Below are 25570 nucleotides of genomic sequence, written 5' to 3'. Positions count from 1 at the left end.
TTTACCATAAAAATGAGGCAGTGAGGCAGGGGACGTTTCCATTGCCTCATTTTAAAGCCAAAGTAAACTCAACAATCGATTGCTCGGCCACAGTTTGATAGCCAAGACTTTGATAGACATGGACGGCTGGCAGGTTTTCTGCCAAAACTCCCAGATAGATATCGGGTGAAAGCTGCTTTCCCAGGTGGGTAAGCTGGCTCGTCAGGACCTTGGCGAGCCCTTTTCCTCTATGGTCCGGTCTGGTAACAATGTTTCCAAGCTCTACAAGCTGAGGATCGTAAAAATGGTAGCCACCTACTGCTAGGAACCCATTGCCATCCTTAATGCCAAGGAAAGGACATTTCTCAAGTTCGCTCCGAGTGAAAAACTTCATACCCCCATTATGCAAAAAATCCATCACCTCGGTAAACTCCTCATCTTTTACAAGTTCTGCAATATCGGATGTTAGCAGTTTCGAATCATCTAGATGCTTCATCGTGAAGAACTGTTTCGGGGCGCCAGCGATAAGGCCATAGGAATGAAAAAGTTGCAGGTCATGGGGGCAGAGGATTGTTCCGCACACAGCATCTTTTTCGAGTTGAAGGGCATCCCGTGTAAAAGCAACCAGTTCCGGGAAGAAGACCTCGTGCTCGTCAATACGGTAAAAAGAAAAAGCCGGAAAGGAAAGCTCGCTTAAGTATGCCAGGACAGTCGTCAACCGGTTCTCTACAAACTGGCCGTAAAATAGAGCCTTTTCCTTACGCTGGGTTAAATAGCTATAGAATAGTAAGTGGCGATCCCTATCAATTTGGCCAATTAGTTGGATAACTGTCTCGTGCGAAAGCAGGCGATGTGAAATCATTTTTAATACCCTCTCCTCTATTAAAACTCCATCCTAATTATACCAACCAACTTCGCAGGTTGTGTGAAAAGAATAGCCAACCCAATCTATAAAAAAAGAAGACTACAAGTAGTCTTCTAAAATGGAATAGGAATCGCAATGAGGCAATGGAAACGTCCCCTGCTTCACTGCTTCTCTATTAGTACATCGCACGTGCCGGGTCGACTGCAAGGACTTTTTGGCCGTCGATTTCTACCCAGTAGTAGAAGTGGTCGACTTCAAGGCCTGTAGCATTTTTTAGCTCGTTATGTACAGCTTCCTGGAGCTTGAAAGTCGCATCGCCAGTTTTCAATGCAGGAAGAAGATTAAGTCCGGTATTGATTGAAATTGTCTTGTCCCAACCCTTAAAGTATGCCGCACCAGCTGCACCCGCGAATACGGTTTGCAGGGCAAAGGCCAATGTTAAAACCAACAGCATTTTTTTCATAGTATCACCTCCTTTAGCTCAATTGATGTTTTATCGATAGAAATGCATCGACAACTTTCGGATGGAACATCGTGCCTTTATGGCGAACAAGTTCCGCACAAGCGTCTTCGGGGTCCATTCCTTTTCGGTACACGCGGTCGGACGTCATCGCATCAAATGCATCCACGACCGAGATAATCGCCGCTTCAATCCGGATTTCGTCACCCTTCAGTTGGTGGGGGTAACCCAACCCGTCATACCGCTCATGGTGCTGCTCGACTATTTCGCCAGCCTTGACCAAATCGAGAAAGTTCGTTTCTGTTAAAAGTTCTCTTCCCCAGACAGTATGCATTTTAATAATTTCATACTCTTCTCCAGTCAGTTTTCCTGGCTTGTTCAAAATTCCATCCGGAACCTTCACTTTCCCAACATCATGCAAAAAGCCAGCCAAATTCAGTATATAAAGCTCGTCCGAATTCAATCCCATCACTTTCCCGACTTTCATCGCCAACTCCTTAATCCGGTCACAGTGGTCGGAAGTATAGCCATCCTTTTCCTCAACCAAAATCGCCAAGTCCATCATGTCCTTCACTGAATTGCTGTAAAAATGGAACTGCGGCTGCGATGTGACATATAAAAACTCCACTTCTGTCTCAGCTGTGAAAATTATGTGCTCCTTCACTGGGCAAGCATTGACCGAATCACCCGGCTCAAGCACAACTTCCCCGGCAGACGAATTCATCTTCATCCGCCCCGACAAAATCGTCAGATGCTCCAGTGCGGTCCAATCATCCGCCGGCGCCATCGCCCAGCGCGCACCCGCATACAGCTTATGGTGGATAACTTCAGTCCCGTCACCCGACGCCAGTAAGGACAACTCCATATTCTTCATCAGCACTTTTTCAAGCGGATTCTTCTTAACAATATTCATAAAACTCCCCACTTCCAAAAAACGTATATTTAGTAAAAACCTCAAATAGAAAAGGGGCCATTACCATCAAAAATAGATGGCAAATAAAGATTATATTACCATCTTTTTCATTGTAAAAATAGGGGTTTATTAATAAAAATTCATAGAGAAAAATGAAACAGCGGACATACCCATAGTGAGGCAGGGGACGTACCCATTGCCTCAAATCTGCATATGTAAAGTTCCGCTCCTCCACGAACAAACTGAACCATCTTGAATGAAGAGTGTACTTAACTAAATGTGGCACTGGATTCGCCCCTGGCACCATAAACGGTAACTACTCGAATGAGGCAGAGGAAACGTCCCCTGCTTCACTGCTTCACTGTTGCACTTGTTTCACTTATTTGTTGCGCTAATATTCAAAATATTTTATTATTAGAGGTAGCAGAGCTCATAATTTTCCAGTTGAATTTTTTTTGCTGAAAAAATGAATGAGTATTCATTCAAATTTTGTCGAAGGGGGAGACACATGTGATTCAACCGATTAAAAAGGCTGCCGTGCTTGGCTCGGGAGTGATGGGTTCAGGGATTGCCGCCCATCTCGCCAACATCGGAATCCCGACACTCTTGCTTGATATCGTCCCGCGCGAGCCAAACGAAGCCGAAAAGGCGAAAGGCCTGATGCTAAACGACAAACAAGTCCGCAACCGCATCGCAACCGAAGCAATCCAAAAACTGCTCAAGCAAAAGCCGGCACCGCTCACAGTAAAAGAAAACCTTAACCTCATACAAGCGGGCAATCTTGAAGACGACCTGTACAGCCTCTCAGAAGTCGACTGGATCATTGAAGTCGTTACCGAAAACCTCACCATAAAAAAGCAAGTCTTTGAAAAAGTAGACCAGCACCGGAAACCGGGCAGCATCGTCAGCTCGAACACATCCGGCATATCGGTTGAAGCGATGGCGGAAGGCCGTTCCGAGGACTTCCAAAAACATTTCCTCGGCACCCATTTCTTCAATCCACCACGATACTTAAAACTGCTTGAAATCATCCCGACACAGCACACCGGCCCGGACGTTTTTACCTATATGAAGACCTTCAGCGAGGACGTACTCGGCAAAGGAGTCGTCATCGCAAAAGACACGCCGAACTTCATCGCGAACCGCATTGGCACCTACGGCCTGCTCATCACGTTAAGGGAAATGCTGAAGGGCGGCTATTCAGTCGGCGAAGTCGATTCGGTTACGGGCCCGCTTATCGGCCGCCCGAAGTCGGCAACCTTCCGCACCCTTGATGTTGTCGGCCTCGACACATTCGTACATGTCGCGAAAAATGTCTACGATCAGGCTCAAGGCGAGGAAAAGGAAGTATTCGATGTTCCGCCCGTTATGCTGCAAATGCTTGAAAACGGCTGGCTCGGCAGCAAGTCCGGCCAAGGCTTTTTTAAAAAAGAAGGAAAAGATATTCTTGAACTTGATCCAAGCACACTAGAATACGGACCGCGCAAAAAGCTAAAGACCCAGGCAACCGAGCTTGCCAAGCAGGAAAAAGGCACGGCGAATAAATTGAAAGCGCTCATATACGCAAAGGACGACCGCGCAGGCAGCCTGCTTTGGAACATTTTCAGTCCGGTGCTCCTCTATTCCGCAGAGCTTCTCGGAAAAATCGCCGATGACATCCCGTCAATTGACCGTGCAATGAAATGGGGTTTCGGCTGGGAACACGGTCCGTTCGAAACATGGGATGCAATCGGCGTTGAACGTGCCGCCGCGAAAATGAAGGAGCAAGGAGACCAAGTCCCGCAATGGGTGGAGGACATGCTAGCTGCCGGACATACGTCATTCTATAAGGAAAATACCTATTATGATAACGGCGAATACAAGCCGCTCGAAGTGAATCCGAAAGTCATCGACCTGAAACAAATCAAAAAGGAAAAAGGCGTCATCAAAAAGAACACAGGCGCAAGCCTCATCGACATTGGAGACGGCGTTGCATTGCTCGAGTTTCATTCCCAGAGCAACGCAATCGGGCCAGACATCCTACAGATGATCAACTTTTCGATTGACGAGGTTGAAAAGAATTACAAAGGGCTCGTCATCGGCAACCAGGGCAAGAACTTCTGTGTTGGCGCAAACCTCGCGATGATTTTGATGGAAGCCCAGGACGACAATCTGTATGAACTCGACATGGTCGTCCGCCAGTTCCAGAGCGCCATGATGAAAATCAAATATTCCAGGAAGCCAGTTGTCGTCGCGCCGTTTCAGATGACACTTGGCGGAGGTACCGAGGTCTGCCTCCCATGCGCGCATATTCAGGGGAACATGGAAACGTACATGGGACTCGTCGAAGTAGGCGTCGGCCTCATTCCGGGCGGAGGCGGCAACAAGGAGCTCTATATAAGGCACTTGAATGCACTGCCGAAAGGGATTGACTTCGACCTTATGAAGGTCACCGCCAAAGTATTTGAAACCATCGCCATGGCAAAAGTCTCCACCTCGGGAGCCGAAGCGCGTGAAACCAACTTCCTATACCGGGCCGACGGCATCTCCGTCAACAGCGACCACCAGCTGCATGACGCCAAACAAGCCGTCCTCGCGCTGCACGAACAAGGCTACAAACCGCCTGTCCGAAAGAAAATCCCGGTCACAGGCGAAACCGGCTACGCCGCACTTATCCTCGGCGCCCAGGCGATGCAGCTATCCGGCTACATCTCCGAGCACGATATGAAAATCGCAAAGAAACTCGCCTACGTACTCGCAGGTGGCAAAGTCCCATTCGGCACCGAAGTCGACGAGCAATACCTGCTAGATTTAGAACGCGAAGCATTCCTAAGCCTGCTAGCAGAACCAAAATCACAACAACGCATGCAACACATGCTCGTCAAAGGAAAACCGCTCAGGAACTAGAATTGAAGTGAGGCAGGGGACGTATCCATTGCTTCATTTCGCATCGGCTTTTTGTTAACCGACTGACAAATCGGTTCTAATACTGATAAAAGTTGCTCAAATGCTGATAAACATTCGGCGAATGCTGATAAACCGCCGCCAAATACTGATAAACATTCGGCGAATGCTGATAAACCGCCACTGAATACTGATAGACTGCTACCAAATACTGATAAACCACCAGCACCCGCTGATACCAGATTTGCAGACAGAACCACGCAATACCTGCGGACCCCAAAATCCGCTAAAAACCATGAGTTTACTAGAACACTAGAAGGAAAGAGAGGGAACCCAATGAGAGAAGCGGTCATCGTTGCCGGAGCCCGTACGCCAGTCGGAAAGGCGAAGAAGGGCTCGCTTGCCCAGGTTCGCCCGGACGACCTCGGCGCGCTCGTCATCAAGGAAACTCTGAGGCGAGCCGGCAATTACGAAGGAAACATAGATGATGTCATAATCGGCTGCGCAATGCCGGAAGCGGAGCAGGGCCTGAACATGGCGCGCAACATCGCGGGCCTGGCCGGGCTCCCGTACGAAGTCCCAGCCATCACCATCAACCGCTATTGTTCGTCCGGCCTGCAGTCAATCGCCTACGCCTCCGAGCGCATAATGCTCGGCCAAGCGGATACCATCCTCGCCGGCGGAGCGGAGTCGATGAGCATGGTGCCGATGATGGGCCATGTCACCCGCCCGAACGTTAAGCTTGCCGAAACGGCCCCGCAGTATTACATGAGCATGGGCCACACAGCAGAAAAAGTCGCCGAAAGGTTCGGCGTCACCCGCCGCGACCAGGACGAGTTCGCCGTCCGGAGCCATGAGCGCGCCGCCCGTGCCATCCGGGAGGGGAAATTCCAAGATGAAATCGTTTCGGTCGATGTCACCGTCCGTTCGGTCGGCAGCGACAACAAGCTAAAGGAGAAAACGTTCCAGTTCGCGCAAGATGAAGGCGTCCGCCCGGATACGAACCTCGACACTCTAGCGAAACTTCGCCCGGCATTTTCCCTTAACGGAACAGTCACAGCGGGGAACGCTTCGCAAACAAGCGACGGCGCCGCTGCGGTCATGGTCATGGAGCGTGAAAAAGCGGAGTCGCTTGGCCTGAAGCCGCTTGCAAAATTCAGGTCGTTTGCCGTTGGGGGAGTGCCGCCGGAAATCATGGGCGTCGGCCCGGTCGTCGCCATTCCGAAGGCGCTCAAGCTCGCAGGTCTCGAACTCAGCGACATCTCGCTATTCGAGCTGAACGAAGCATTCGCATCCCAAGCCATCCAGGTCATCCGCGAGCTGAACCTTGATGAGGACAAAGTCAACGTAAACGGCGGCGCAATCGCACTCGGCCACCCGCTTGGCTGCACAGGCGCAAAACTCACACTTTCCCTGATCCACGAACTAAAACGCCGCAATGCACAATTCGGCGTCGTTACAATGTGCATCGGCGGCGGCATGGGCGCAGCCGGAGTGTTCGAATTGCTTTAGTCGGAAAAAAACAGCTCCATTCAGAAAATAAAACTTACGTTGGCATCCGGCCATCCTGGTGCGCCGGGATGGCTTGCTCGTTAGATTTCGACTAGGCCAGATGCAAGGTTCATAAATGTTCAAATCGGTTCATAACACGACGAACCCGGTTCATAAATTTAAGTATCAGTTCATAAATCCATAAAACCGGTTCATAAAAGCTAGCAGCTGCTAGCACTAAAACAAAATAAGTCCAAAAATTACACCCAGCGGGGCGCCAAACCAAATCGAAATCCAACTCACTAACGCCACCCAAGACCCAACCCAACTCTTCTAAAAATGAAACGGAGGAATCGCAATGACCAACCAGCTCGGCCAGTCTATTAAAGGCGGTAGCTTTCTAATCGAAGACATCCCAGCAGACCGCGTCTTTACCCCCGAGGATTTTACCGATGAGCATAAAATGATCGCCAAAACGACCGAGGAATACATCAACAACGAAGTCATGCCGCAAATCGAATACATCGAAAACCACGAGTTCGACCGCTCCGTAAAGCTACTAAAGCAAGCTGGTGAACTTGGCCTTCTTGGAGCGGACGTCCCCGAAGAGTATGGCGGACTCGCACTCGACAAAGTCAGCTCGGCCCTTATCGCTGAAAAAATGGCCCGTGCCGGCGGTTTCTCAATCTCGCACGGTGCCCATGTCGGTATCGGTTCACTGCCAATCGTCCTTTTCGGAAACGAGGATCAAAAGCAAAAGTACCTGCCTGACCTTGCGACAGGGGAAAAACTCGCAGCCTACGCACTGACCGAGCCAGGCTCAGGTTCCGATGCACTCGGCGCAAAAGCAACCGCCAAACTGAACGCCGAAGGAACGCACTATATTCTGAACGGCGAGAAGCAATGGATAACGAACTCCGCCTTTGCTGATGTTTTCATCGTCTATGCGAAAATTGACGGCGAGCACTTCTCGGCATTCATCGTCGAGCGCAACTTCCCGGGCGTATCCGTCGGTGCTGAAGAAAAGAAAATGGGCATCAAGGGCTCATCGACCCGGACACTCATCCTGCAAGACGCGCAGGTACCAAAAGAAAACCTCCTCGGCGAGGCGGGCCGCGGCCATATCATCGCCTTCAATATCCTGAACATCGGCCGCTACAAGCTCGGCGTCGGTGTCGTTGGCGGGGCAAAGCGTGCGTTTGAAATCACCGTCCAGTACGCAAACCAGCGCCAGCAGTTCAAAACGCCAATCTCGCAGTTCAACCTGACAAAGGAAAAATTCGCGACAATGGCGTCAAAAATCTATGCAGCCGAAAGCTCCGTCTACCGCACAGTCGGCCTGTTCGAGGACCGGATGGGTCGCCTCACCGCAGACGAAGCTAGGGACGGGCTACAAGTCGCAAAATCAATCGCCGAGTATGCCATCGAGTGCTCGCTCAACAAAGTCTTCGGCACCGAAACACTTGACTACGTCGTCGACGAAGGCGTCCAAATCCATGGCGGCTACGGCTACATGGCCGAATATGAAATCGAACGCGCCTACCGCGACTCCCGCATCAACCGGATCTTTGAGGGAACGAACGAAATCAACCGTCTCCTCGTACCGGGCACCTATATCCGGAAAGCAATGAAAGGCGAGCTTCCGCTATTCCAAAAAGCGCAGCAGCTTCAGGAAGAGATGATGATGCTGATGCCGGAGGATCCAGGTGACGAGCCGCTCGAGCAGGAAAAGCACCTCGTCCGGAACGCAAAAAAAATCGGTCTCCTCGCAGCCGGACTCGCCGCCCAGAAATACGGCAAGGCTCTTGAGCAGGAACAGGAAATCCTCGTCAACATCGCCGACATTATCTCCAACGCCTATGCAATGGAATCGGCGGTCCTGAGGACAGAAAAAGCCATAACAAAATCAGGCCTCGAAAAATCCCGGCAGAAGCTCCTGTACACTCAAATCTTCTGCCAGGAAGCATTCAACGAAATCGAGCAACATGCAAAAGAAACACTCGTCGCCACCGAAGAAGGCGACACCCTAAGGATGCTCATGTCCGCGCTCCGCAAATTCACGCGCCACACGCCGATCAACGTCATCGCCAAAAAGCGCCAGGCCGCCGACCGCCTCATCGAAGCCGAGAAATATGTAGTCTAAGAGCAAGATCTTTCTTCTTTTGTGAAAAAAGGCATCCGTCACTGGATGCCTTTTTCAATGCCAGCGAAACCTAGACCCAGCCAAAACCCAACTCCTGGACAAACAAAGCTAGCACAATAAAAAGCCCATAAACTCCGTCAACCTACGCCCGACCCAGAAACTATTTCCCATGGAGTGTAAAAATTAAAAACACAGCCTCCACCCGAAAAAAAGCAAAAAAGTCCAACATACGCAAGCTTTGAAAACAATCTTGCATATGTTGGACGCTTATAATTTTTTTCTATCGTTAAGTCATTTTATGATTGCTTCTTATGCACCCACATTTTTGTTACATCGTGATAACCCAATTTTAAATATAAAGGATGCCCCGCTTGACTGGAAGCAAGGACACTCTTGACAGCGCCTTCCTGCTTGGCATCAATAAGCATTTTTCGGCAAAGTGCCTTGGCTATTCCTTTACCCCTATGAATTTTCGAAGTAAATACATCACTCAAAAAGCATACCGTTTTATCTAGCAGGAAATAGCGTCCAAATGATACAGGACGGCCGTCCACCTCACCAATGTAAAAATGCAGATTTGGATCGTCCAATTTTTTAAGATCGATAACATTCCTATCGAAAAAATGATTGATACGCCGGGCTTCATCCCTGGTTTTGACACGCGTGATGATCTTGTTTTCTGTTTCAATAGACCAGCTATCCAGATTTAACATCATAAGAAACTCTGTACTATAGAGAGTATATCCCTCGGAATCATAACTATTAGGTTTTTCATCAGAAAACACGGTAAGCCAATAGTCTTCTTTGACGTCTTGTTTATTTATAAATTCAATAACGTGGGCAGGGTCTGAATCATTCACGAAAAACTCGTCAGTTCTGCCATCAACATTTGTACCAAGGGCAAGATGTTTAATAGAATCGTAATTATGTAATTGGGTCGTAGGTTGGCGGCTACATTGGAACTCCCCCCGAACAAATAAATCAACGGCTTTTTTTAACTCCGTTTTTTCCCCCATAAAAAAATCCTCCCATTCATCTTGTTCAACGATACTACCCGATTGCTGAAGGTAGAAAAATATAACTTCACAGTTTTGAAAGTTTTATCTTTATCAGCTTAAAAATTCAAATGCAAGTGCTGTCTTATTTCATCCAGTAATTCTTTATGCTTGGAAACTGTGAGGCAGGGGACGTTTCCTTTGCCTCACTCCTCCATCAAAATTGATTTTTCTCAATCTGTCTAATGGGAGGTCCGTTTCGCTATTCCCCAGCATTGCATCAATTGATGAATGCCAGTTTCAATTTCCTCCAATGGAATACCTCCAAAGCCAAATAGAAAGGTAGGATGATGATAGTCAATTGGTTTTAACAAATAATCGGTTACTGGATAGATCGCAATATGGTTTGCTGCGGCAATCTGTTTTAATTCATCCTCATTTTCTGACAAAGGTACAGAAATCAAAATATGCATACCAGCCTGGTCGCCAGTGATTTTGACATTTGGGTAGAACGTTTCAAAGGTGTGGGTTATTTTATCGTGTTTTTTACGATAAATCTTCCGCATCCGATTTAAGTGCTTTGAGAAATAGCCATCCTTCATAAAGTTGGCCAAAATATGCTGGTCGAATCTAGGTACAGTTGCTGAGTAATAGCTAAATGTCTCTTTATATTTTCGGACTAATGTTGTAGGCAACACTATATAAGCAACGCGCAAAGATGGCATTAATGATTTAGTAAACGTGCTGATATAAATCACTTTATTGTTTTGGTCCAGTCCATGCAATGCGGGAATGGGCTTTCCGATATAACGAAATTCGCTATCGTAATCATCTTCAATGATGTAGCGGTCTTCATCTTTTGCTGCCCATTTCAATAGCTGCGTTCTCCTTGTTGCTGATAAAACAGCTCCAGTAGGGAATTGGTGCGAAGGTGTAATATAAACGACATTTGCATTTGTTTTTTCGAGTTCATCCACAATTAATCCCTCTTCATCAACCGAAATCGGGATGGCCCTATTTTGCAATTGGATTCTTGGGATTGCTGAGTAGCCGGGATTTTCAAGGGCGAATTCCGAATCATTTTCAAGCAATCTCAAAATCATTGGAAGCAGCTGCTCTGTTCCCGAACCAATGACGATTTGTTCAGGTTTACAAACAATCCCCCTAGACTGATAAAGATACTTCGCAATTTCAGTCCGCAATGCGTATTCCCCTTGAGGCTCCCCAATTTGTAAGAAATCCTTTGAACTACTGTCATACAAGTCTTTCGCATATTTTCGCCAATGTGAAAAGGGGAATGAATCTGTATCAATTTTTCCTGGATGAAAGTCAAATTGATAGGCTTTTTCCACAACTTTTTCTACCGGAATGTCTAAGGACTCTTTCTCTATATAAGGTAAATCATCTATTTCTTCTACAAAAAAACCTTTGCGGGGCCGGGATATAATATAGCCTTCAGCTACAAGTTGACCATAGGCAGTTTCGATCGTTGTTTGGCTGATATTTAAAAATTCCGCCAATTTTTTTTTGGAAGGCAATTTTGTTCCAACTTTTATCCGTTTATGGGTAATGGCGTATTTAATACCGAGATAAAGCTGTTCATATAAGGGCTTTTCCGTATTTTTATCCAATTCGAACATAAGCATATCCATCTGAAAACCCCCTAACTGACCACTTAGTTTTTTGAAAAATTGACTCTTTTTATAATGTCAATTTTCATTATACTAAATATCAAGTAATCAGTGGGTTTTATTTAAACACAAGAAAGAGGTAATTCATATGCAATCTACGTTGGCACCTGCATCAACGAAAACAAGGTCCTTGGTCATCAATTCTCTTTTCATCGCTCTTACCCTGGTAGCGACTATGTTCATTAACATTAAGCTTCCAATCATGGGGAACGGTGGCCTGATCCATCTGGGGAACGTACCCCTTTTTATAGCGGCATTCGTATATGGCAGAAAGACGGGAGCCATTGCTGGTGCATTCGGGATGGGAATGTTCGATATTCTCTCCGGCTGGGCGGCATGGTCACCATTTACATTCGTCATCGTTGGGGCAATGGGCTATGTAGCCGGCCTTATTTCCGAAAAAATGCCTGGCAAAAGAGTGCTTGTCTACACATTGGCGGTTATTGTCGCATTAATCATTAAGGTCGCAGGCTATTACTTTGCTGAGGTCATCATTTACGGCAACTGGATCATTCCATTCGGCTCAATCCCTGGCAATATCATGCAGGTAGTCATTGCCGGTATCATCGTAATCCCGCTTGTAGGACGCTTTAAAAAACTTTTATAAAAAGAATGAAGCAGGGGACGTATCCACTGCTTCATTTTAATTAAACGGGGTATTATCGCGATAATTGATTTATCTTCGGCCAACCCCATTTTCATTAAGAAAAAGGGGGTTATTTCATATTTTTTATTTTAGAATTTTTCCCAATGATTCCCGTATATCCGAATTATTACTATGATGGTATGATGAATGACTGGATTTTTAATGTGGAATTAAATGTACTTGAGGTGACTGGTTTTTCTTCTCTAGAGAGAGCCAAAAGAACAATGAAAACTGAACGATTAAGGCTGGAAAAGGAAAGAAGAGAAAGGTATAAACGCTTATTAAGCATTAATCATTTATAGTGTTTTTTAAGCGGTGTTCCATGAAGGATTACCGCATTTTTTATTGAACTTCTTATTAAACATACGGAGTTGAACAATGATGTAAGTTGCATGTTTGAAGCAATTGCGAGGAAAAAAAACCGTTCAGATGTCTGAACGGAGAAAATTGAATTTGGAGTTGTAATAAAAAAAGTTAAATTCCTGTTTTAACGCCAAAACCTACTAAAATTAAGCCAGTTGATTTCTGGAATACCTTTTGGAATTTGGAGTTTTTCAACCATTTTTTTGTATAATCAATTACACTCACTAGGATTAGAAACCAGAATACAGCGAGTATTGTTAGGATCGATGCCAACACAATCAATTGCTGGTTGATATTTCCGTTCAAATTGATGAATTGAGGCATGACAGTAATATAAACTAACACAGTCTTTGGATTTAGAACATTACTAAGCAATGCTTGCATAAAGGATTCTTTATTATGCCGACTTGATGAATCCGCAGGTGCATTTGCTTGTGCTTGAAATTCCTCTAAGGAGAACACACTTTTAGTAAAAAAACTTTTTATTCCCAAAAAAATTAAATAAGCAGCTCCCAAATATTTAATTATACTAAAAAGAACAACAGACTTGGAAATGACAACAGATAATCCAAGAACCGCAATAAGCGTCCAAAAAGAAAGTCCCGTTGCCATTCCAAGAATCGTATAAAATCCAGCTTTTGTACCATAGCTAAGGGTGTTTTTCACCAATAGCATAGTATCTGCTCCTGGAATAACAATCATCATTGCAACTATTGAAATGTATGTAAGTAAGCTATCCATTTTATTCCCCTTTCTTTTATGACTACTCAAATAATTAATTTTAATGAGTATATCAGAGAAGTTAGAAGTACCCAACAGTTTTGGTAAAATAATAGTTACAAAAGGCAGCGGCCATTATGAAGTGTCGAAGGGGGAGAAATTTTTTTATAAAAGATAAATGGTTTTACATTGGATTGGCTGTCATTTCAATTATCGTAGTCCCGTTCACTGACGGTTCTTCCCCTGGCAGGCGAATTAGGACACATTTCGAGCAACAATTTAAAAAACGATCATAAGAAAGTCGGAAAAATGGGTTTGACAGAAGATGATAACTAAAATAATATTTATATATTACATATCGTTAAATACCGATATAAGGAATCGGTTGAAGGGAGGAATAAATATTGATAAATGAAGAAATCCATCAATTTCTTAGAGCACTTGCAAGTGAAAAGCGACAGGAAATTATGTTTTTGTTTCTGGATAGAAATGAAGTAACAGTAAATGAAGTTTCAGATTTAGTGGGTATAGGTCAATCCACTGCCTCCGAACAATTAGCGATATTAAAAAAAGCAGGTTTACTTTTTTCGCGTAAGGAAGGAAAAGCTGTATATTATTCACCCCATAAAAACAAAATTATTCAGTTATTGCAAGACTTTAATCAATTAATGATGAACTGCTGTAAATAGAACATATAGGAATATCTATATGTTCATTTTTTGATAAACATATCGTTAAATTACGATATATAAAGGGGTGTATTAATTGATGAAATCATATGATTCGATTGTAATAGGAGCAGGTCAGGCGGGTTTGGCAGCGGCGTATTACTTACACAAAAAGGGTTTAAAGTATCTTATTCTTGAAGGTAGTAATCAAACTGCTGGTTCCTGGACTAAATATTACAATAGTCTGAGATTATTTTCACCTGCTCGATACTCATCACTTCCAGGATTCAAATTTCCTGGGAATCCAAATCGATACCCCACTAGAGATGAGGTTATTTCTTATCTTAATCAATATGCTAATCATTACAACTTAAATATTCGAACTGAGGAAAAAGTTATAGAAGTGAGAAAAGAGGGCTCCTCTTTTGTACTATCAACAGAAAAAGAAAATGTCTATTATTCAAAAACCGTCATTTCAGCTACTGGTGCTTTCTCCTGTCCAAATATACCAAAAATTGATGGAAGTGAAATATTTAAAGGGAAAACAATTCATTCTAGCCAATACAAAACTGTAGAGGAGTATAAAAATCAAAATATAGTTGTAGTTGGTGGCGGTAACTCAGCTGTTCAAATTGCCTATGAATTATCAAAAGTCTCAAACGTATCAATCGCCACTCGAAATCCAATTTCATTTAAACCCCAAAGGATTCTTGGAAAAGACATTCACTTTTGGTTGAAAGTAACAGGGGTAGATATTCTTCCTTATGGTCGAAAATTCTCTATGAATATTTCAATTATTGATACGGGGATATATAAACAAGCCATTTCAACGGGCAATCCAGAGTGGAAAGCTATGTTTAAAATGTTTACAGAAGATGGGGTAGTATGGGGTGATGGAAGGGAAGAAAAAGTGGATTCAATCATTTATGCCACTGGTTTTCGCCCTAATGTGAACTATCTATCATCTCTACTAAATGCACTTGATCCATCTGGAAACCCATTACACAGTAAAGGGGTAAGTACCACAATCTATGGTCTATTTTATATAGGTCTTTCAGGACAACGGTCATTTTCTTCTGCAACCATACGTGGAGTTGGGTTAGATGCAAACTATATAGTTAAGAAAATAACAAAGTTAACGGGGTAGCATTCTTGTAATTAAACTTAAGTTTGTATTGAAGTATTTGCTATGAACTTTTATATGGATTGAATAAATCAAACCTGATGAAAGATACATGGAAGAAATGAATTTGGTTTACATTGAAAATCTTAAAGGGTTCAATATAAAACTTGCTATAAAGTTATATGTTAAAACGGATTGCTCAATGGATGAAAGATAATGAAACGTTCGGATATGTAAAATTGACCCCCTTTCTGTTAGTTGAAGGAGAATCTTTGTAAAACAAAAAGTATAGGAGAAATAGCGATGCTCAAACTTTATATCACCAGACATGGAGAAACTGTGTGGAATACGGAAAAAAGAATGCAAGGTTGGCTGGATTCCAGCCTAACGGAAAATGGCATTAAAAATGCAGTCGCTTTAAGCGAGAGATTAAAGGATATTGAATTTGAAGCGATCTATTCAAGCCAAAGTGGGAGAACAAGGACTACCTCTGAGTTACTAAAAAGAAATAGAAAAACCCCTGTAATCTACGATGGAAATCTCAGGGAAATGAACCTAGGAAAATGGGAAGGACAAACCCTTGAATCAATTCAGGAAACGAATCCTTTAGAGATTGAACATTTTTGGAATGTTCCTCAGCGGTTTGTTCCAGTTGGCGGAGAAACCTTTAGTGAGGTTCGAGCAAGAGCATTTGATGTTTTAGGAAAAATTAAAGCGGCTAATACAACTGGAAATATTCTTATCGTAACTCACTCGGTAATGATAAAAACTTTGCTGTCCATCTTTAAAAACTCACCAATTGAAAATTTATGGGACCCACCTTTCATACACGATACAAGCCTTACGATCGTTGAAGTGAACGGAAAGGAATATAGGTTTGTTTTGGAGGGAGATATTTCTCATAAGACGCCTTTTTCAATGTAAAGCAATAATTATCTTTATGTGGTAAAATAAGGATAAAACTTAATGTGGATTTAGGGAGGATGAGAAATGGAAAAGAAGAAGAGTGAAACCTATGAATGGATTAAATCAATAATAGTAGCGCTTGTTTTAGTACTTATTGTTCGTTCTTTTATCCTTACCCCTATCGTTGTTAAGGGAGATTCAATGAACCCTACGTTACAAGAAAAGGACCGCATGATTGTAACAAAAACGGCAGAACCAGAAAGATTCGACATTGTTGTGTTTCACGCCCCTGACGGCAAGCAGTATATAAAACGTGTCATCGGGCTTCCAGGAGACAGGATAGAGTATATAAATGATGTGCTTTATGTAAATGGCAAAGCGTATGATGAACCTTATTTAAAAAGTTTTAAGGAAAAAATCAGTCAAGGTACCCTAACTGGATCCTTTACATTAAAGGAAACAGCAGTAGGTACTGAAACCGTTCCTAAAGGTCATCTGTTCGTCTTGGGCGATAACAGAAGGTATAGTAAGGATAGCCGTGGTATTGGAGCTATTCCTTTAGAGAAGATAATTGGGACAACGAATATTGTGTACTATCCGATAAAAGAAATTAAAATTATTAAAGAATAATTAGCTATGTCACTTTTATTCAAGAAGAAAATCCAGGGGCCAAATAATTCAGATTAACCTTTAAGTCTGAAGAATTAAACGTCATACGCATACTAAGACGGAGGAGTTGGCTTATGAAATTTCTGCTTACATCTGGAGGCATCAATAACAAAAGCATACACGACGCGCTGGTTAACATGCTGGACAAACCGATCGCCGAGTCTAGCGCACTGTGCATCCCCACCGCGATGTACGGACATCCTTGGGTCGGCCCCGGCGTCAAAACCTGGGAGTTCATCAGCGGGAAAGAACAGAGCCCCATGGTAAATCTGGGTTGGAAGTCCGTCGGCGTGCTGGAGCTCACAGCGCTGCCAAGCATCGACGAAGACCGCTGGGTGCCGCTAGTCCGGGAGACGGACGTCCTGCTGGTGGCTGGCGGAGACGCCCTCTACCTGTGCCACTGGATGCGGCAGTCCGGACTGGCAGACCTCTTGCCATCGCTGCGTACGGTCTATGTGGGAATGAGTGCTGGGAGCATGGTGATGGCACCTAACATCGGGGAATTCTTCGTCGGCTGGACTCCACCCAACGGAGGTGATGCCGGCTTGAGTCTGGTTGATTTTGCAATGTTCCCGCATCTGGATCACGAGATGCTGCCGTATAACACGATGGCTAATGCAGAGAAATGGGCCGCCGGGATGCAGGGGCCGGCGTATGCAATTGATGATCAAACCGCCATCAAAGTGATCGATGGAGCGGTCGAAGTTCTATCCGAAGGTAATTGGAAAGTGTTTACACCATGATCTTACTGTGTTGTTAGATTTTTGCCTGGCACCAAACTGGACAGAAAACGTCCCACCTGTGTGCCAGGCTCAATAAATTATAAAAAGCGGCCTTTTTTTGAAAAAAGGGTCGCTTTTTCTATTTGGTTTAGGGGGAGGCTCCAGATTCGACCATATTCAGTCCATCGTAAAAGGTCCAAATGAGCTTTTATAGGGAATTTGGAAGTATATCGAAAATTTTCATGCTGTTATCGAAAAAATTTCGGATATATCGAAAAAATTTCGGATATATCGAAAAAATTTATGTGGATATCGAAAGTTTCAAGGCATATATCGAAAACTGTCACAATTCCGACAAATTCATCAACCGATTGCGAAAACAAAATTTTGGGGGTTTATCCCACTCTAAACGGGTAGCCGATGGGTTCAATTCATCATCTATTGACAAATGACCCGACTTATAAAAGCTTCACTTTATTGTTATCCATTGAAACAAAAAAAGGCCGGCACTAGGCCGGCTAATCAACAAAATTGATAGTTTTATTATAGAATATTTAATCTTTCCACGATTCCGTAAATCCGTTATAGGATGTTTTTCGGTTTCTTACTCCGCCTTTGCTTCCTGTTCCTCTTCGGATAGGTTTTAAACAGGAAAATCCGCAAAACTAAACTTCCGCCTATTTAGAGGTTTATTCATTTCTTCACAACAATAACTTTCCTCTTATTCTTTTTCCAAAAATATGTCTTAAAAGCAATTAAATGTATCTTTTTACCCATATATAAATACCTAATATAGTATATAATATTTTGAATGAGTAGATTCTACCGTGATAAAAGAACTAATTAAATCTGTTTTTAACAAGATTTAAAAGGGGTTCGTTAAAAGGGAGTAAGAAGATGCCGCAACAAAAAGTTCGTTTTCTAAGTATGGTTATCGTTGTCATGCTTTTTTTCTTGTTTGTTCCCTCTGTAATAGCAGGGACTAGCAATCTAGTTTTGGACAATAATAAGAATGGAATAGATGATCTTTGGGAAAAGAAATATGGGCTGGATCTAACCAACAAGCAGACCGCTTCTGAAGACCCGGATCAAGACGGGTTAACTAATTTGGTCGAATACGAGCTAAATCTTAATCCAAAATCAAGTGATACTGATAAAAATGGAATTCCAGATGGATTTGAGGATTATGACAATGATGAACTATACAATCTTGCAGAGGTGAAGTTGGGGTTTAATCCTAAAATACCGGATCTTGATAAAACCAATATAATAATTGTGGCTGATAAAAATATGCCCAAAAATGAATCTAGTAATACAGAACAACTACAAAAAGCGTTAAAGCTAGGAACTGGTAAAGCTATCGTTTTGCCATATGGCAGCTCATTTAACATCAGCAGCCTACTTGTGCCCGACAATACCACTATAGTTGGGTATGGATCAAAACTATACAACGATAAAAAGCATCAAACTCTTTTGAAAATTAGCGATGGGGTAAAGATATATGGGATTGAGCTTCAGGGTGCAGGCAATAAAAAAGCAGATGCAAAGGGAGTCGGAATATCGATTCAGGGGGCGAATGCAGCTAAGTTTGCCCAGAACATTGTTATAGAAGATACCTTTATTCATAATATTGGTTTTTATGGTATTATGGCTGAATTTGCAGATAATGTACGTATTTCAAATACAGTTATCCGTGATGTTGGTTTTGCTGGAGTAGGCGGATTGTCTGTCCGTAATATGCATATTAATAAGAGCCATATAAAATCAATCTCACCAGGAAGTAAAGGAAATGCATATGGAGTTTTTTATTCACGAAAGGGTGCTGAGAGTAACCTAAAGGCACACCCCAGGAGCACAAATAGTTCGGTGACGAACAGCATCATTGAGGACATTCCGTTATGGGAGGCCCTTGACACTCATGGCGGAGAAAATATTACGTTTAACAATAATACGATACGAAATACAAAGGTTGGAATTGCATTTGTAAACGCAACAGGAAAAGGCGGGAAGGAGCTATTTGGTTCCCAAAAATGTACGGCAAAAGGCAATCGAATTGAAGGAATCGGTAAGGGATATGGAATCGTTGTGGCTGGATTGTCATCTGATAATAGTAGTGGCTGTACCATTGAAGGAAACCATTTAATAGAGGCGGGGCAGCAGGGAAATAGTATCTCTGGTGCAATCCAGGCGTCCTATACTAAAGGTTTAGTTATAAAAAATAATACATTGGTAAATTCCTACGCAAATGGGATCCATCTCTATACTCATAATCAGCAGTTTTCAGTTACTGAAAACAGAGTGGAGGATGTCCAGGATCGTATGTATAAGACGCCTTCTGCCATTGCCTTCCGTTCTGGAAATAACACCGGAACGATCGCTGGGAATAAACTTATCAAAAAAAACGTAAAATTAAATACCTATGTATCTATTCGTGGAATCAATATATCCACAAAAACAAAAATGGAACTGGTAATAGGCAAGAATACGAATAACTATGTCCTTCCTATTGCAGGAGGAACAGGTAAACATGTAAAGTATATTTCAAAATAAATCTTTTGCAAAGTGCCATTCGAACTTATAGATTTAAGCCAGTTCATATAGGGAGCTACCGCAAAACGGTAGTTCCTTTTCTATTTAACACGCACTTGTCGGGAAAGGTTAGGTCATACAAGGTAGGCGTAACAAGGCAAACTATTGCTGCTCTTGAGAAGGGTAACTATTCCCCATCTTTAGAACTGGCTTTTCGCATTGCACACTCCTTTGACTTACCTTTGGAAGAAGTATTTTTTTATGGAGATAACTTAGAACAATAGTGGATGTAATTTTGTTTTCAGGCACTTTTGTTGTCCGAACTGTTTAGCTCTAACGAAGCAAGTATTTAGGGGGAATGAAATTGAATAGGGCCCACTCAACTGGGCCCATTCTCCTGTCTACATCTAATGCCTGACCAACTGTAATTCTTTAAATGCTTGATGCAGATTGGATTTAACTGTTAATTGCTCAAGACTTAACCCGAGACTCACAATCGTTTGGGCTACCTCAGGACGTATCCCAGTAAGAATGGTTTTTACACCAATGAGTGTTAATGCATTGATTACCCTTAGCAATTGATCGGCCACCATCGTATCAATAATTAGTACCCCTGACACATCCAATATTAAATGGTTTAAATTTAATTTGCCTGCCTGTTCCAGTGTCTTTTCCATCAGTAAAGCAGCTCTTTCCGTATCGATATTGCCTATCAACGGAAGGACGCCTACTCCTGGTATGAGTGGAACAATTGGGACTGACAACTCCATAAAGGCCCTTTTGGCATTGTTTAAGGATTGTTGGAAATGATGAACGAAAGTTAAGCTAAAGTAATAGACTGCGTGATCAAGTAAAGGGTCTATTATTGAAATAATTTGAAAAATAGAGTCAGCTGACAGGTCCATGTCTGAGCCGAAATCTTGTATCGATTTCCAAATAACCTTCCTATAATAGCTGGAGTCTTTCAACGCCTCGTCTAAAGGAACCCCAAGATTAAAGATAAAACTGCCAGCTGTTTCTCCCCATTCCTTTACGCGATCAATCGATAATTGTTCATCATTGTTATCAATAAGGGCTCGTCCAAAAATCTCAATAAAGTCTGCCCTAACCTGCATAATTTGCTGTTCAATCTTTTGAAATTCTCTTTTTTGTTCTGCTGTCAGCTCTGGCAGCTGTATGCCTGCGAATCGACTATTATGTACTTCTCTAGAAATGTCATGTTTATTATTAATAATGGTCTCTCCCAAAAGTGCCAAATGCTCGCCCATGTCTTCCCCCTATAAAAAATGTTAATATTCTGTTTATTATTATTACATATCAAGCTTAGTTTGACGAATATGAAGAAAGTAGGATTCTATTAAAAAAATATCTTGGTATACAGTTATTGCGAACCAACGGATTTGTTGATCCAGGGAGGAGTTACCTCCGTTTTGTGGAACTGCTTATTATACAAACGGGACGCGAAACGGTTCTATTTCTTAGCCGTATAAAGATCTAAGATGTTTTTGAAAAATTGATGTGGGAACAATAGGAAAGATTGTTCGGTAGGGAAAAGAGAGGAGACGAAGGAGATGTCAAATTCTTGGGAACGACCTAAAATTAAAATTTTGAAAATGAAGAGCGAGTGGATTTGGGATATCATCGGGTATTCATTTTACTTAGGCTCTTTAATCTATTTAATTATCAATTGGAATGGGCTTCCTGACAAAGTTCCCGCACATTATAATGCGTTAGGTGAAGTAGATCGTTGGGGTTCAAAGATGGAACTTTTCATATTACCGATAGTAGGTGCATTTATCGTAATACTCATGCAATTTTTAGAGAAATACCCGGAATCACACAACTATCCAAAACGATTTAGCAAAGAGAATGCAAAAGAGTTCTACTTAATAAGCCGAAAACTGATAAACAAATTAAAAAATATTTGTCTAATCCTCTTTGCTTTACTCTTAATTGAATCAATTTCAATTGCATTAGGCAATGGAAACGGAATTGGAGTATGGTTTTTGCCAATAGCATTAGTAACCACTTTTATACCGATTGTAGTATGCATAATGAAACAAAAAAAGATTAAATGAATGAAACATCGTGTAATACAACTCTTTTTAAAAAATGGGTGATAATGATGTATGAAGGTAAACGCATTTTAATTATTGAAGACGATCAAGAGATTAGTAGGCTACTAAGTGTAATTTTGGCAAAATCGCATATGGAACCGGTCGCAGCTTATTCGGGTACAGAAGGTTTGTTGCAGCTGCAAAATAATACGTTTGATTTAATTTTATTGGATTTGATGCTGCCGGGAAAAAGCGGGGAGGAACTGATAAACGAAATCAGAGAAAAGAGTTCTATTCCGATTATTGTCATTTCAGCGAAAGTGGACCTTGAGAATAAAGTGCAAGTATTGAAAATGGGTGCGGATGATTATATAACCAAGCCGTTTCATCAGGAAGAAGTGATGGTCCGAGTTGAAGTCCAATTACGAAAAGCAAGTTCTCACCCGGAGCAGTCAGCGGAAATAGGATGGCGTGAGATTAAAATGAATACGGAAAAACGGTCTGTAACGTTAAAAGAGACGGAGCTACAGTTGACGAATGCTGAGTTTGATATTTTAACATTTTTCATGAACAATCCCGAGCGTGCGCTTTCCAAAAAGGAGATATATGAAAGCATCTGGAAAGGGACCTATTATGGGGATGATAATACGATCAGCGTTCACGTATCTAACCTCCGCAAGAAGATCTCCGAAATGACTACGGAAGAATATATTAAGACCATTTGGGGAGTAGGTTTTATGCTAATCTGACTTCTTTATGAATTCTTTATGTTTTGCTTAAAGGATTTTAACGACTTCTAAGCTAAACTGCAATTAACGAGAAATTTAGTGAAGGAGTCGAAAAGATGGCTACTATTATTCAGACGTATCAATTAACGAAAAAGTTTAAGGAAGATGAGGTCCTTAAACCTCTTGATTTCTCAGTGGAAAAAGGAGAAATCTGTGCGCTAATTGGAAAAAATGGCGCAGGTAAATCAACGTTATTCAAAATTCTTGCGGGCCAATTATTCCCGACAACTGGGGAGATTCAACTTTTTGGGAAATCTGGTAAAGAGAGCGAGAATGAGAAAAAAAGAATGGGTTTTATGATTGAAACACCTGCATTTTTCCCGGACTTTACCGCAGTTCAAAATCTGGAATATTTCCGGATTCAACGGGGTGTCGTTGAGAAGAAACGTATTTATGAAGTCCTGGAAATTGTCGGTCTGGCAAATGAAAAGAAAAAACGATTTAAAGATTATTCCATGGGGATGAAGCAGCGATTAGGCATAGCCCTTTGTCTCTTAAGCAACCCGGATTGTTTAGTTCTTGATGAGCCAATCAATGGTTTGGATGTCGAGGGGATTATTGAAATTCGCAGATTATTGATGAAGCTCAATCAGGAAAAACATATAACCATATTGATTTCTAGTCATATTTTAACGGAATTGAAATTGTTGGCGACTCGTTTTGTATTTATCAAAGATGGTGTAATCGTCGATGATTTAAGCAAGGAGGCTCTGGAAGAGAAGAGCAGGAAACAAATTCTCCTAACGGTTGATGATTCAGCGAAAGCGGCCCAATTATTAGAACGAGCATATGCAGATATCCAGTTCAAAGTCCTTCCTAATCAAGTCATCACTATCCAAAATCATGTAGAGAGCAGTGGAAATATCAATCGCCTTTTAGTTGATAATGGTGTGATCGTGAAGGAGTTTCGCATCGAAGCTCTGAATCTAGAGGAGTACTTCATAGGATTAGTGGAGGGGAATAAAAATGATTAATTATATGAAAAGTGAAAGTTATCGTCTGCTGCGCAAAAAAGGGCCGTATTTAACCAGTGTAATATGTTTATTTCTGATTGTCGCTGCTGCCACCGTCCTTTATTTTTTTGGACAGTCTGATCCGAAATTTCCTTATGCGACCAGTGAATTTTTCTATTCAAATGTGATTAGTGGCGGATTAATGATTATCATCGTAGGGTTAATCTATAATTTATCTCTCACTGGCAAAGATTTGACCCTGATGAAGCAATCCATTTCTTTCGGTGTTTCTCGAAATAGTATCTTCTGGTCTAAGTTAATCCTGACTTTAAGTTATTTTCTGCTAATCTGTGTCGTTGGGATAATTTTAATGATTGCGTTAGGTGAGAACTTATTTACAGGTGAAAATCCGTCAGCAAGAAATTTTCTACTAGCGTGTGTCAATATGGCGCCAATGGTCCTGAGTGGATTTTTCCTAACTCATACGTTGAAGATGCTGAGGGTTGGAGAAGTTTACATCTTTATCGTGCTGCTCTTTATTTTTGGACTTTCTGGTAACCTGCTGCGGGTTTTCCGGCCAATTTCTGGCTTGAATGAGTTATATAAATACGCACCGAATACTTTGTTAAATGATAACTTAATGAGCTTTTTGGATGACGCAGTCCAATTCGATTACCGATATTGGGTTGTAGGCATCGTCATTTCCGTGATTTCTTTACTAATTGGAGCAAAAAAGTTCGCAAATAAAAACATCGATTGATGGGGAAGGGATGAATGAAAGTGAGCAGCTGGCTGATTATCATGATTTTGGGTTTCCTGCTGATTGTTGCCGTTTTCATGCTTCTGCTTTTCCATTGGGATGTCAAAAGAATGACAAAACAATTAGAGGAAATCAGTGAAAATTTCGGGACAAATGAAATAGTTCGTACAAATACTCATACTAAAAACTTGGCCCGATTTGCAGCGAAAATCAACCAGCTGATTCAATTATTCAAAGAGAACCAGCAGTCCGTCGAAAGAAGAGAAATGGAACTAAAGCAAGAAATCACAAATATCTCCCATGATTTACGAACGCCTTTAACATCGATCAAAGGGTTTTCAGAGCTTTTAACCGATCCGTCTATATCTGAAGCAGAAAAGATAGAGTTTTTAGATATTATTCAGAAGAAAATCGATAATCTCACGATGATTGTAGATTTATTTTATGAACTCTCACAGCTCGATTCCTCGGACAAGAAATTAACCATTGAAAAGCAGTTTCTAGATCAAATTGTTGTGGAAACGATGCTAATGTTCTATGAAGATTTTGAGAAAGCGCAGTTAGAGGTACAAATGGATGAAGGTACTGTACCTGCTGTTCTTGCTGACAACAAAGCAACCGTTCGGATCGTAACCAACATTATTCAAAATGCTTTAACGTATGCCAAAAGTTATTTGAAAATTAGTTTTGCAGAGGAAGAAGACTATATTTGGCTAAGGGCAGTAAATGATGTTGAGACCATTAATGCAACGAAACTCCAACAGATTTTTAAAAGGACATTCAGGTTGGATTCTAGTCGAACTGGTACTCATCTTGGATTAGGGCTTCATATTGTTCAGCAGCTTGTTGACAAACAAGGAGGAAAAGTGGTTGCGAATGTCCATGAAAATGAATTTATTCTTGAAGTGTCGTTTAGAAAGTGGGATTAGATAGGTTTTGATAAACAGGTATTATTGAGGGTGCTTTGTCCAAGAAGGATAAGGCACTTTTTTAATTAAAATAGGTGCTGGCTTTTTGCGGGAATGGATATTGGACATAATGTGATCATGGGATTCAAGTCCGTTGCAAGGCATATGAGATCAAAGCTGCTACCGTGTTGAGACACAGAACGGGAATTTAGCGGAAATTCAGTCCAATGATGCCAGCTTCTCATATATCAGAGTTTATTCTGACAACCAACCGGGATTTTAGCCTTAGCTTGTCAGATATCCTTGCTTTATCTGACAAGCAACCTAGATTTTAACCT

At 42.2% G+C, this 25570-nt stretch carries 23 protein-coding genes; 16 read left to right on the top strand and 7 right to left on the bottom strand.

Annotated features, from left to right (window positions below):
• Positions 1 to 46: 46 nt before the first annotated feature.
• The 3 genes from AR337_RS20780 to AR337_RS20770 all read right to left on the bottom strand — a co-directional run bounded on the left by AR337_RS20780 (position 47) and on the right by AR337_RS20770 (position 2217).
• On the bottom strand, positions 47 to 841 hold the full coding sequence (locus AR337_RS20780) for a GNAT family N-acetyltransferase (protein WP_059173973.1): 795 nt from the start codon (positions 839 to 841) through the stop codon (positions 47 to 49).
• 178 nt (positions 842 to 1019) lie between these two features.
• The gene (locus AR337_RS20775; protein WP_059173972.1) at positions 1020 to 1307 is read right to left on the bottom strand and encodes a hypothetical protein; all 288 of its coding nucleotides are present in this window, start codon (positions 1305 to 1307) and stop codon (positions 1020 to 1022) included.
• 13 nt (positions 1308 to 1320) lie between these two features.
• Complete coding sequence (locus AR337_RS20770; RefSeq protein WP_059173971.1) at positions 1321 to 2217, bottom strand: HD-GYP domain-containing protein; 897 nt, start codon at positions 2215 to 2217, stop codon at positions 1321 to 1323.
• 510 nt (positions 2218 to 2727) lie between these two features.
• Between AR337_RS20770 and AR337_RS20760 the strand changes: the two genes are divergently transcribed.
• From AR337_RS20760 to AR337_RS20750, 3 genes are all read left to right on the top strand, one after another.
• On the top strand, positions 2728 to 5103 hold the full coding sequence (locus AR337_RS20760) for a 3-hydroxyacyl-CoA dehydrogenase/enoyl-CoA hydratase family protein (RefSeq protein ID WP_059173969.1): 2376 nt from the start codon (positions 2728 to 2730) through the stop codon (positions 5101 to 5103).
• Between the two features lie 333 nt (positions 5104 to 5436).
• The gene (locus AR337_RS20755) at positions 5437 to 6612 is read left to right on the top strand and encodes an acetyl-CoA C-acetyltransferase (RefSeq protein ID WP_059173968.1); all 1176 of its coding nucleotides are present in this window, start codon (positions 5437 to 5439) and stop codon (positions 6610 to 6612) included.
• 337 nt (positions 6613 to 6949) lie between these two features.
• Positions 6950 to 8734 (top strand): acyl-CoA dehydrogenase family protein, encoded by a 1785-nt coding sequence (locus AR337_RS20750; protein WP_059173967.1) that lies wholly within the window; start codon positions 6950 to 6952, stop codon positions 8732 to 8734.
• 296 nt (positions 8735 to 9030) lie between these two features.
• Here the strand turns inward: AR337_RS20750 and AR337_RS20745 are convergent, their stop codons facing one another.
• Together AR337_RS20745 and AR337_RS20740 are read right to left on the bottom strand one after the other, a co-directional pair.
• The gene (locus AR337_RS20745) at positions 9031 to 9750 is read right to left on the bottom strand and encodes a GNAT family N-acetyltransferase (RefSeq protein WP_059173966.1); all 720 of its coding nucleotides are present in this window, start codon (positions 9748 to 9750) and stop codon (positions 9031 to 9033) included.
• Between the two features lie 221 nt (positions 9751 to 9971).
• Entirely contained in the window at positions 9972 to 11381 is a 1410-nt protein-coding gene (locus tag AR337_RS20740) for a PLP-dependent aminotransferase family protein (RefSeq protein WP_172797582.1), read from the bottom strand.
• Between the two features lie 127 nt (positions 11382 to 11508).
• On the opposite strand from AR337_RS20740, the gene AR337_RS20735 reads away from it, so the two are divergent.
• Positions 11509 to 12027, top strand: a complete 519-nt coding sequence (locus tag AR337_RS20735; RefSeq protein ID WP_059173965.1) for an ECF transporter S component — start codon at positions 11509 to 11511, stop codon at positions 12025 to 12027.
• 513 nt (positions 12028 to 12540) lie between these two features.
• Here the strand turns inward: AR337_RS20735 and AR337_RS20725 are convergent.
• Positions 12541 to 13170 (bottom strand): homoserine/threonine efflux transporter, encoded by a 630-nt coding sequence (locus AR337_RS20725; RefSeq protein ID WP_059173963.1) that lies wholly within the window; start codon positions 13168 to 13170, stop codon positions 12541 to 12543.
• A 383-nt stretch (positions 13171 to 13553) separates the two neighbouring features.
• Here AR337_RS20725 and AR337_RS20720 point away from each other — a divergent pair, with 383 nt between their 5' ends.
• The 7 genes from AR337_RS20720 (at position 13554) to AR337_RS22925 (ending at position 20050) form a co-directional block, all read left to right on the top strand.
• Positions 13554 to 13838, top strand: coding sequence for a helix-turn-helix transcriptional regulator (locus tag AR337_RS20720; RefSeq protein WP_059173962.1), 285 nt, complete (start codon positions 13554 to 13556; stop codon positions 13836 to 13838).
• Positions 13839 to 13917: 79 nt separating this feature from the next.
• Positions 13918 to 14964: an NAD(P)-binding domain-containing protein gene (locus AR337_RS20715; protein ID WP_082687103.1), complete on the top strand. Its 1047-nt coding sequence runs from the start codon at positions 13918 to 13920 to the stop codon at positions 14962 to 14964.
• A gap of 279 nt (positions 14965 to 15243) precedes the next feature.
• A complete protein-coding gene (locus AR337_RS20710; protein WP_059173960.1) occupies positions 15244 to 15864 on the top strand; it encodes a histidine phosphatase family protein in 621 nt (206 codons plus the stop codon).
• A 66-nt stretch (positions 15865 to 15930) separates the two neighbouring features.
• Complete coding sequence (gene lepB / locus AR337_RS20705; RefSeq protein ID WP_059173959.1) at positions 15931 to 16476, top strand: signal peptidase I; 546 nt, start codon at positions 15931 to 15933, stop codon at positions 16474 to 16476.
• A 113-nt stretch (positions 16477 to 16589) separates the two neighbouring features.
• Positions 16590 to 17258: a Type 1 glutamine amidotransferase-like domain-containing protein gene (locus AR337_RS20700; RefSeq protein ID WP_059173958.1), complete on the top strand. Its 669-nt coding sequence runs from the start codon at positions 16590 to 16592 to the stop codon at positions 17256 to 17258.
• A gap of 876 nt (positions 17259 to 18134) precedes the next feature.
• The gene (locus AR337_RS20690; RefSeq protein WP_059173956.1) at positions 18135 to 19787 is read left to right on the top strand and encodes a right-handed parallel beta-helix repeat-containing protein; all 1653 of its coding nucleotides are present in this window, start codon (positions 18135 to 18137) and stop codon (positions 19785 to 19787) included.
• Between the two features lie 95 nt (positions 19788 to 19882).
• Complete coding sequence (locus tag AR337_RS22925) at positions 19883 to 20050, top strand: helix-turn-helix transcriptional regulator (protein ID WP_253702054.1); 168 nt, start codon at positions 19883 to 19885, stop codon at positions 20048 to 20050.
• 123 nt (positions 20051 to 20173) lie between these two features.
• Here AR337_RS22925 and AR337_RS20685 read toward each other — a convergent pair whose 3' ends face one another.
• The gene (locus AR337_RS20685) at positions 20174 to 21034 is read right to left on the bottom strand and encodes an STAS domain-containing protein (RefSeq protein ID WP_059173955.1); all 861 of its coding nucleotides are present in this window, start codon (positions 21032 to 21034) and stop codon (positions 20174 to 20176) included.
• A 303-nt stretch (positions 21035 to 21337) separates the two neighbouring features.
• Between AR337_RS20685 and AR337_RS20680 the strand changes: the two genes are divergently transcribed.
• From AR337_RS20680 to AR337_RS20660, 5 genes are all read left to right on the top strand, one after another.
• Positions 21338 to 21844, top strand: a complete 507-nt coding sequence (locus tag AR337_RS20680; RefSeq protein ID WP_059173954.1) for a DUF1648 domain-containing protein — start codon at positions 21338 to 21340, stop codon at positions 21842 to 21844.
• A gap of 47 nt (positions 21845 to 21891) precedes the next feature.
• Entirely contained in the window at positions 21892 to 22572 is a 681-nt protein-coding gene (locus tag AR337_RS20675) for a response regulator transcription factor (RefSeq protein ID WP_156424490.1), read from the top strand.
• Between the two features lie 95 nt (positions 22573 to 22667).
• Positions 22668 to 23585: an ATP-binding cassette domain-containing protein gene (locus tag AR337_RS20670; RefSeq protein ID WP_059173952.1), complete on the top strand. Its 918-nt coding sequence runs from the start codon at positions 22668 to 22670 to the stop codon at positions 23583 to 23585.
• Entirely contained in the window at positions 23578 to 24324 is a 747-nt protein-coding gene (locus AR337_RS20665; RefSeq protein WP_059173951.1) for an ABC transporter permease, read from the top strand. The genes AR337_RS20670 and AR337_RS20665 overlap by 8 nt, the downstream gene beginning before the upstream one ends.
• Before the next feature lie 14 nt (positions 24325 to 24338).
• Positions 24339 to 25253, top strand: a complete 915-nt coding sequence (locus AR337_RS20660; RefSeq protein ID WP_253702026.1) for a sensor histidine kinase KdpD — start codon at positions 24339 to 24341, stop codon at positions 25251 to 25253.
• The last annotated feature ends 317 nt before the right edge of the window (positions 25254 to 25570 follow it).

The organism is Bacillus sp. FJAT-27445, assembly GCF_001510665.1.
GTDB lineage: Bacteria > Bacillota > Bacilli > Bacillales > Cytobacillaceae > Bacillus_D.
The sequence above is the reverse complement of the archived record's forward strand: the minus strand, read 5'-3'. Positions and strand labels throughout refer to the sequence as shown.

Excerpts from the sequence above, each read along its gene's own strand:
- AR337_RS20780 (WP_059173973.1), bottom strand. The coding sequence starts at position 841 with ATGATTTCACATCGCCTGCTTTCGCACGAGACAGTTATCCAACTAATT.
- AR337_RS20775 (WP_059173972.1), bottom strand. The coding sequence starts at position 1,307 with ATGAAAAAAATGCTGTTGGTTTTAACATTGGCCTTTGCCCTGCAAACC.
- AR337_RS20770 (WP_059173971.1), bottom strand. The coding sequence starts at position 2,217 with ATGAATATTGTTAAGAAGAATCCGCTTGAAAAAGTGCTGATGAAGAAT.
- AR337_RS20755 (WP_059173968.1), top strand. The coding sequence starts at position 5,437 with ATGAGAGAAGCGGTCATCGTTGCCGGAGCCCGTACGCCAGTCGGAAAG.
- AR337_RS20750 (WP_059173967.1), top strand. The coding sequence starts at position 6,950 with ATGACCAACCAGCTCGGCCAGTCTATTAAAGGCGGTAGCTTTCTAATC.
- AR337_RS20745 (WP_059173966.1), bottom strand. The coding sequence starts at position 9,750 with ATGGGGGAAAAAACGGAGTTAAAAAAAGCCGTTGATTTATTTGTTCGG.
- AR337_RS20740 (WP_172797582.1), bottom strand. The coding sequence starts at position 11,381 with ATGGATATGCTTATGTTCGAATTGGATAAAAATACGGAAAAGCCCTTA.
- AR337_RS20735 (WP_059173965.1), top strand. The coding sequence starts at position 11,509 with ATGCAATCTACGTTGGCACCTGCATCAACGAAAACAAGGTCCTTGGTC.
- AR337_RS20725 (WP_059173963.1), bottom strand. The coding sequence starts at position 13,170 with ATGGATAGCTTACTTACATACATTTCAATAGTTGCAATGATGATTGTT.
- AR337_RS20715 (WP_082687103.1), top strand. The coding sequence starts at position 13,918 with ATGAAATCATATGATTCGATTGTAATAGGAGCAGGTCAGGCGGGTTTG.
- AR337_RS20710 (WP_059173960.1), top strand. The coding sequence starts at position 15,244 with ATGCTCAAACTTTATATCACCAGACATGGAGAAACTGTGTGGAATACG.
- lepB (WP_059173959.1), top strand. The coding sequence starts at position 15,931 with ATGGAAAAGAAGAAGAGTGAAACCTATGAATGGATTAAATCAATAATA.
- AR337_RS20700 (WP_059173958.1), top strand. The coding sequence starts at position 16,590 with ATGAAATTTCTGCTTACATCTGGAGGCATCAATAACAAAAGCATACAC.
- AR337_RS20690 (WP_059173956.1), top strand. The coding sequence starts at position 18,135 with ATGCCGCAACAAAAAGTTCGTTTTCTAAGTATGGTTATCGTTGTCATG.
- AR337_RS20685 (WP_059173955.1), bottom strand. The coding sequence starts at position 21,034 with ATGGGCGAGCATTTGGCACTTTTGGGAGAGACCATTATTAATAATAAA.
- AR337_RS20680 (WP_059173954.1), top strand. The coding sequence starts at position 21,338 with ATGTCAAATTCTTGGGAACGACCTAAAATTAAAATTTTGAAAATGAAG.
- AR337_RS20675 (WP_156424490.1), top strand. The coding sequence starts at position 21,892 with ATGTATGAAGGTAAACGCATTTTAATTATTGAAGACGATCAAGAGATT.
- AR337_RS20670 (WP_059173952.1), top strand. The coding sequence starts at position 22,668 with ATGGCTACTATTATTCAGACGTATCAATTAACGAAAAAGTTTAAGGAA.
- AR337_RS20665 (WP_059173951.1), top strand. The coding sequence starts at position 23,578 with ATGATTAATTATATGAAAAGTGAAAGTTATCGTCTGCTGCGCAAAAAA.
- AR337_RS20660 (WP_253702026.1), top strand. The coding sequence starts at position 24,339 with ATGAAAGTGAGCAGCTGGCTGATTATCATGATTTTGGGTTTCCTGCTG.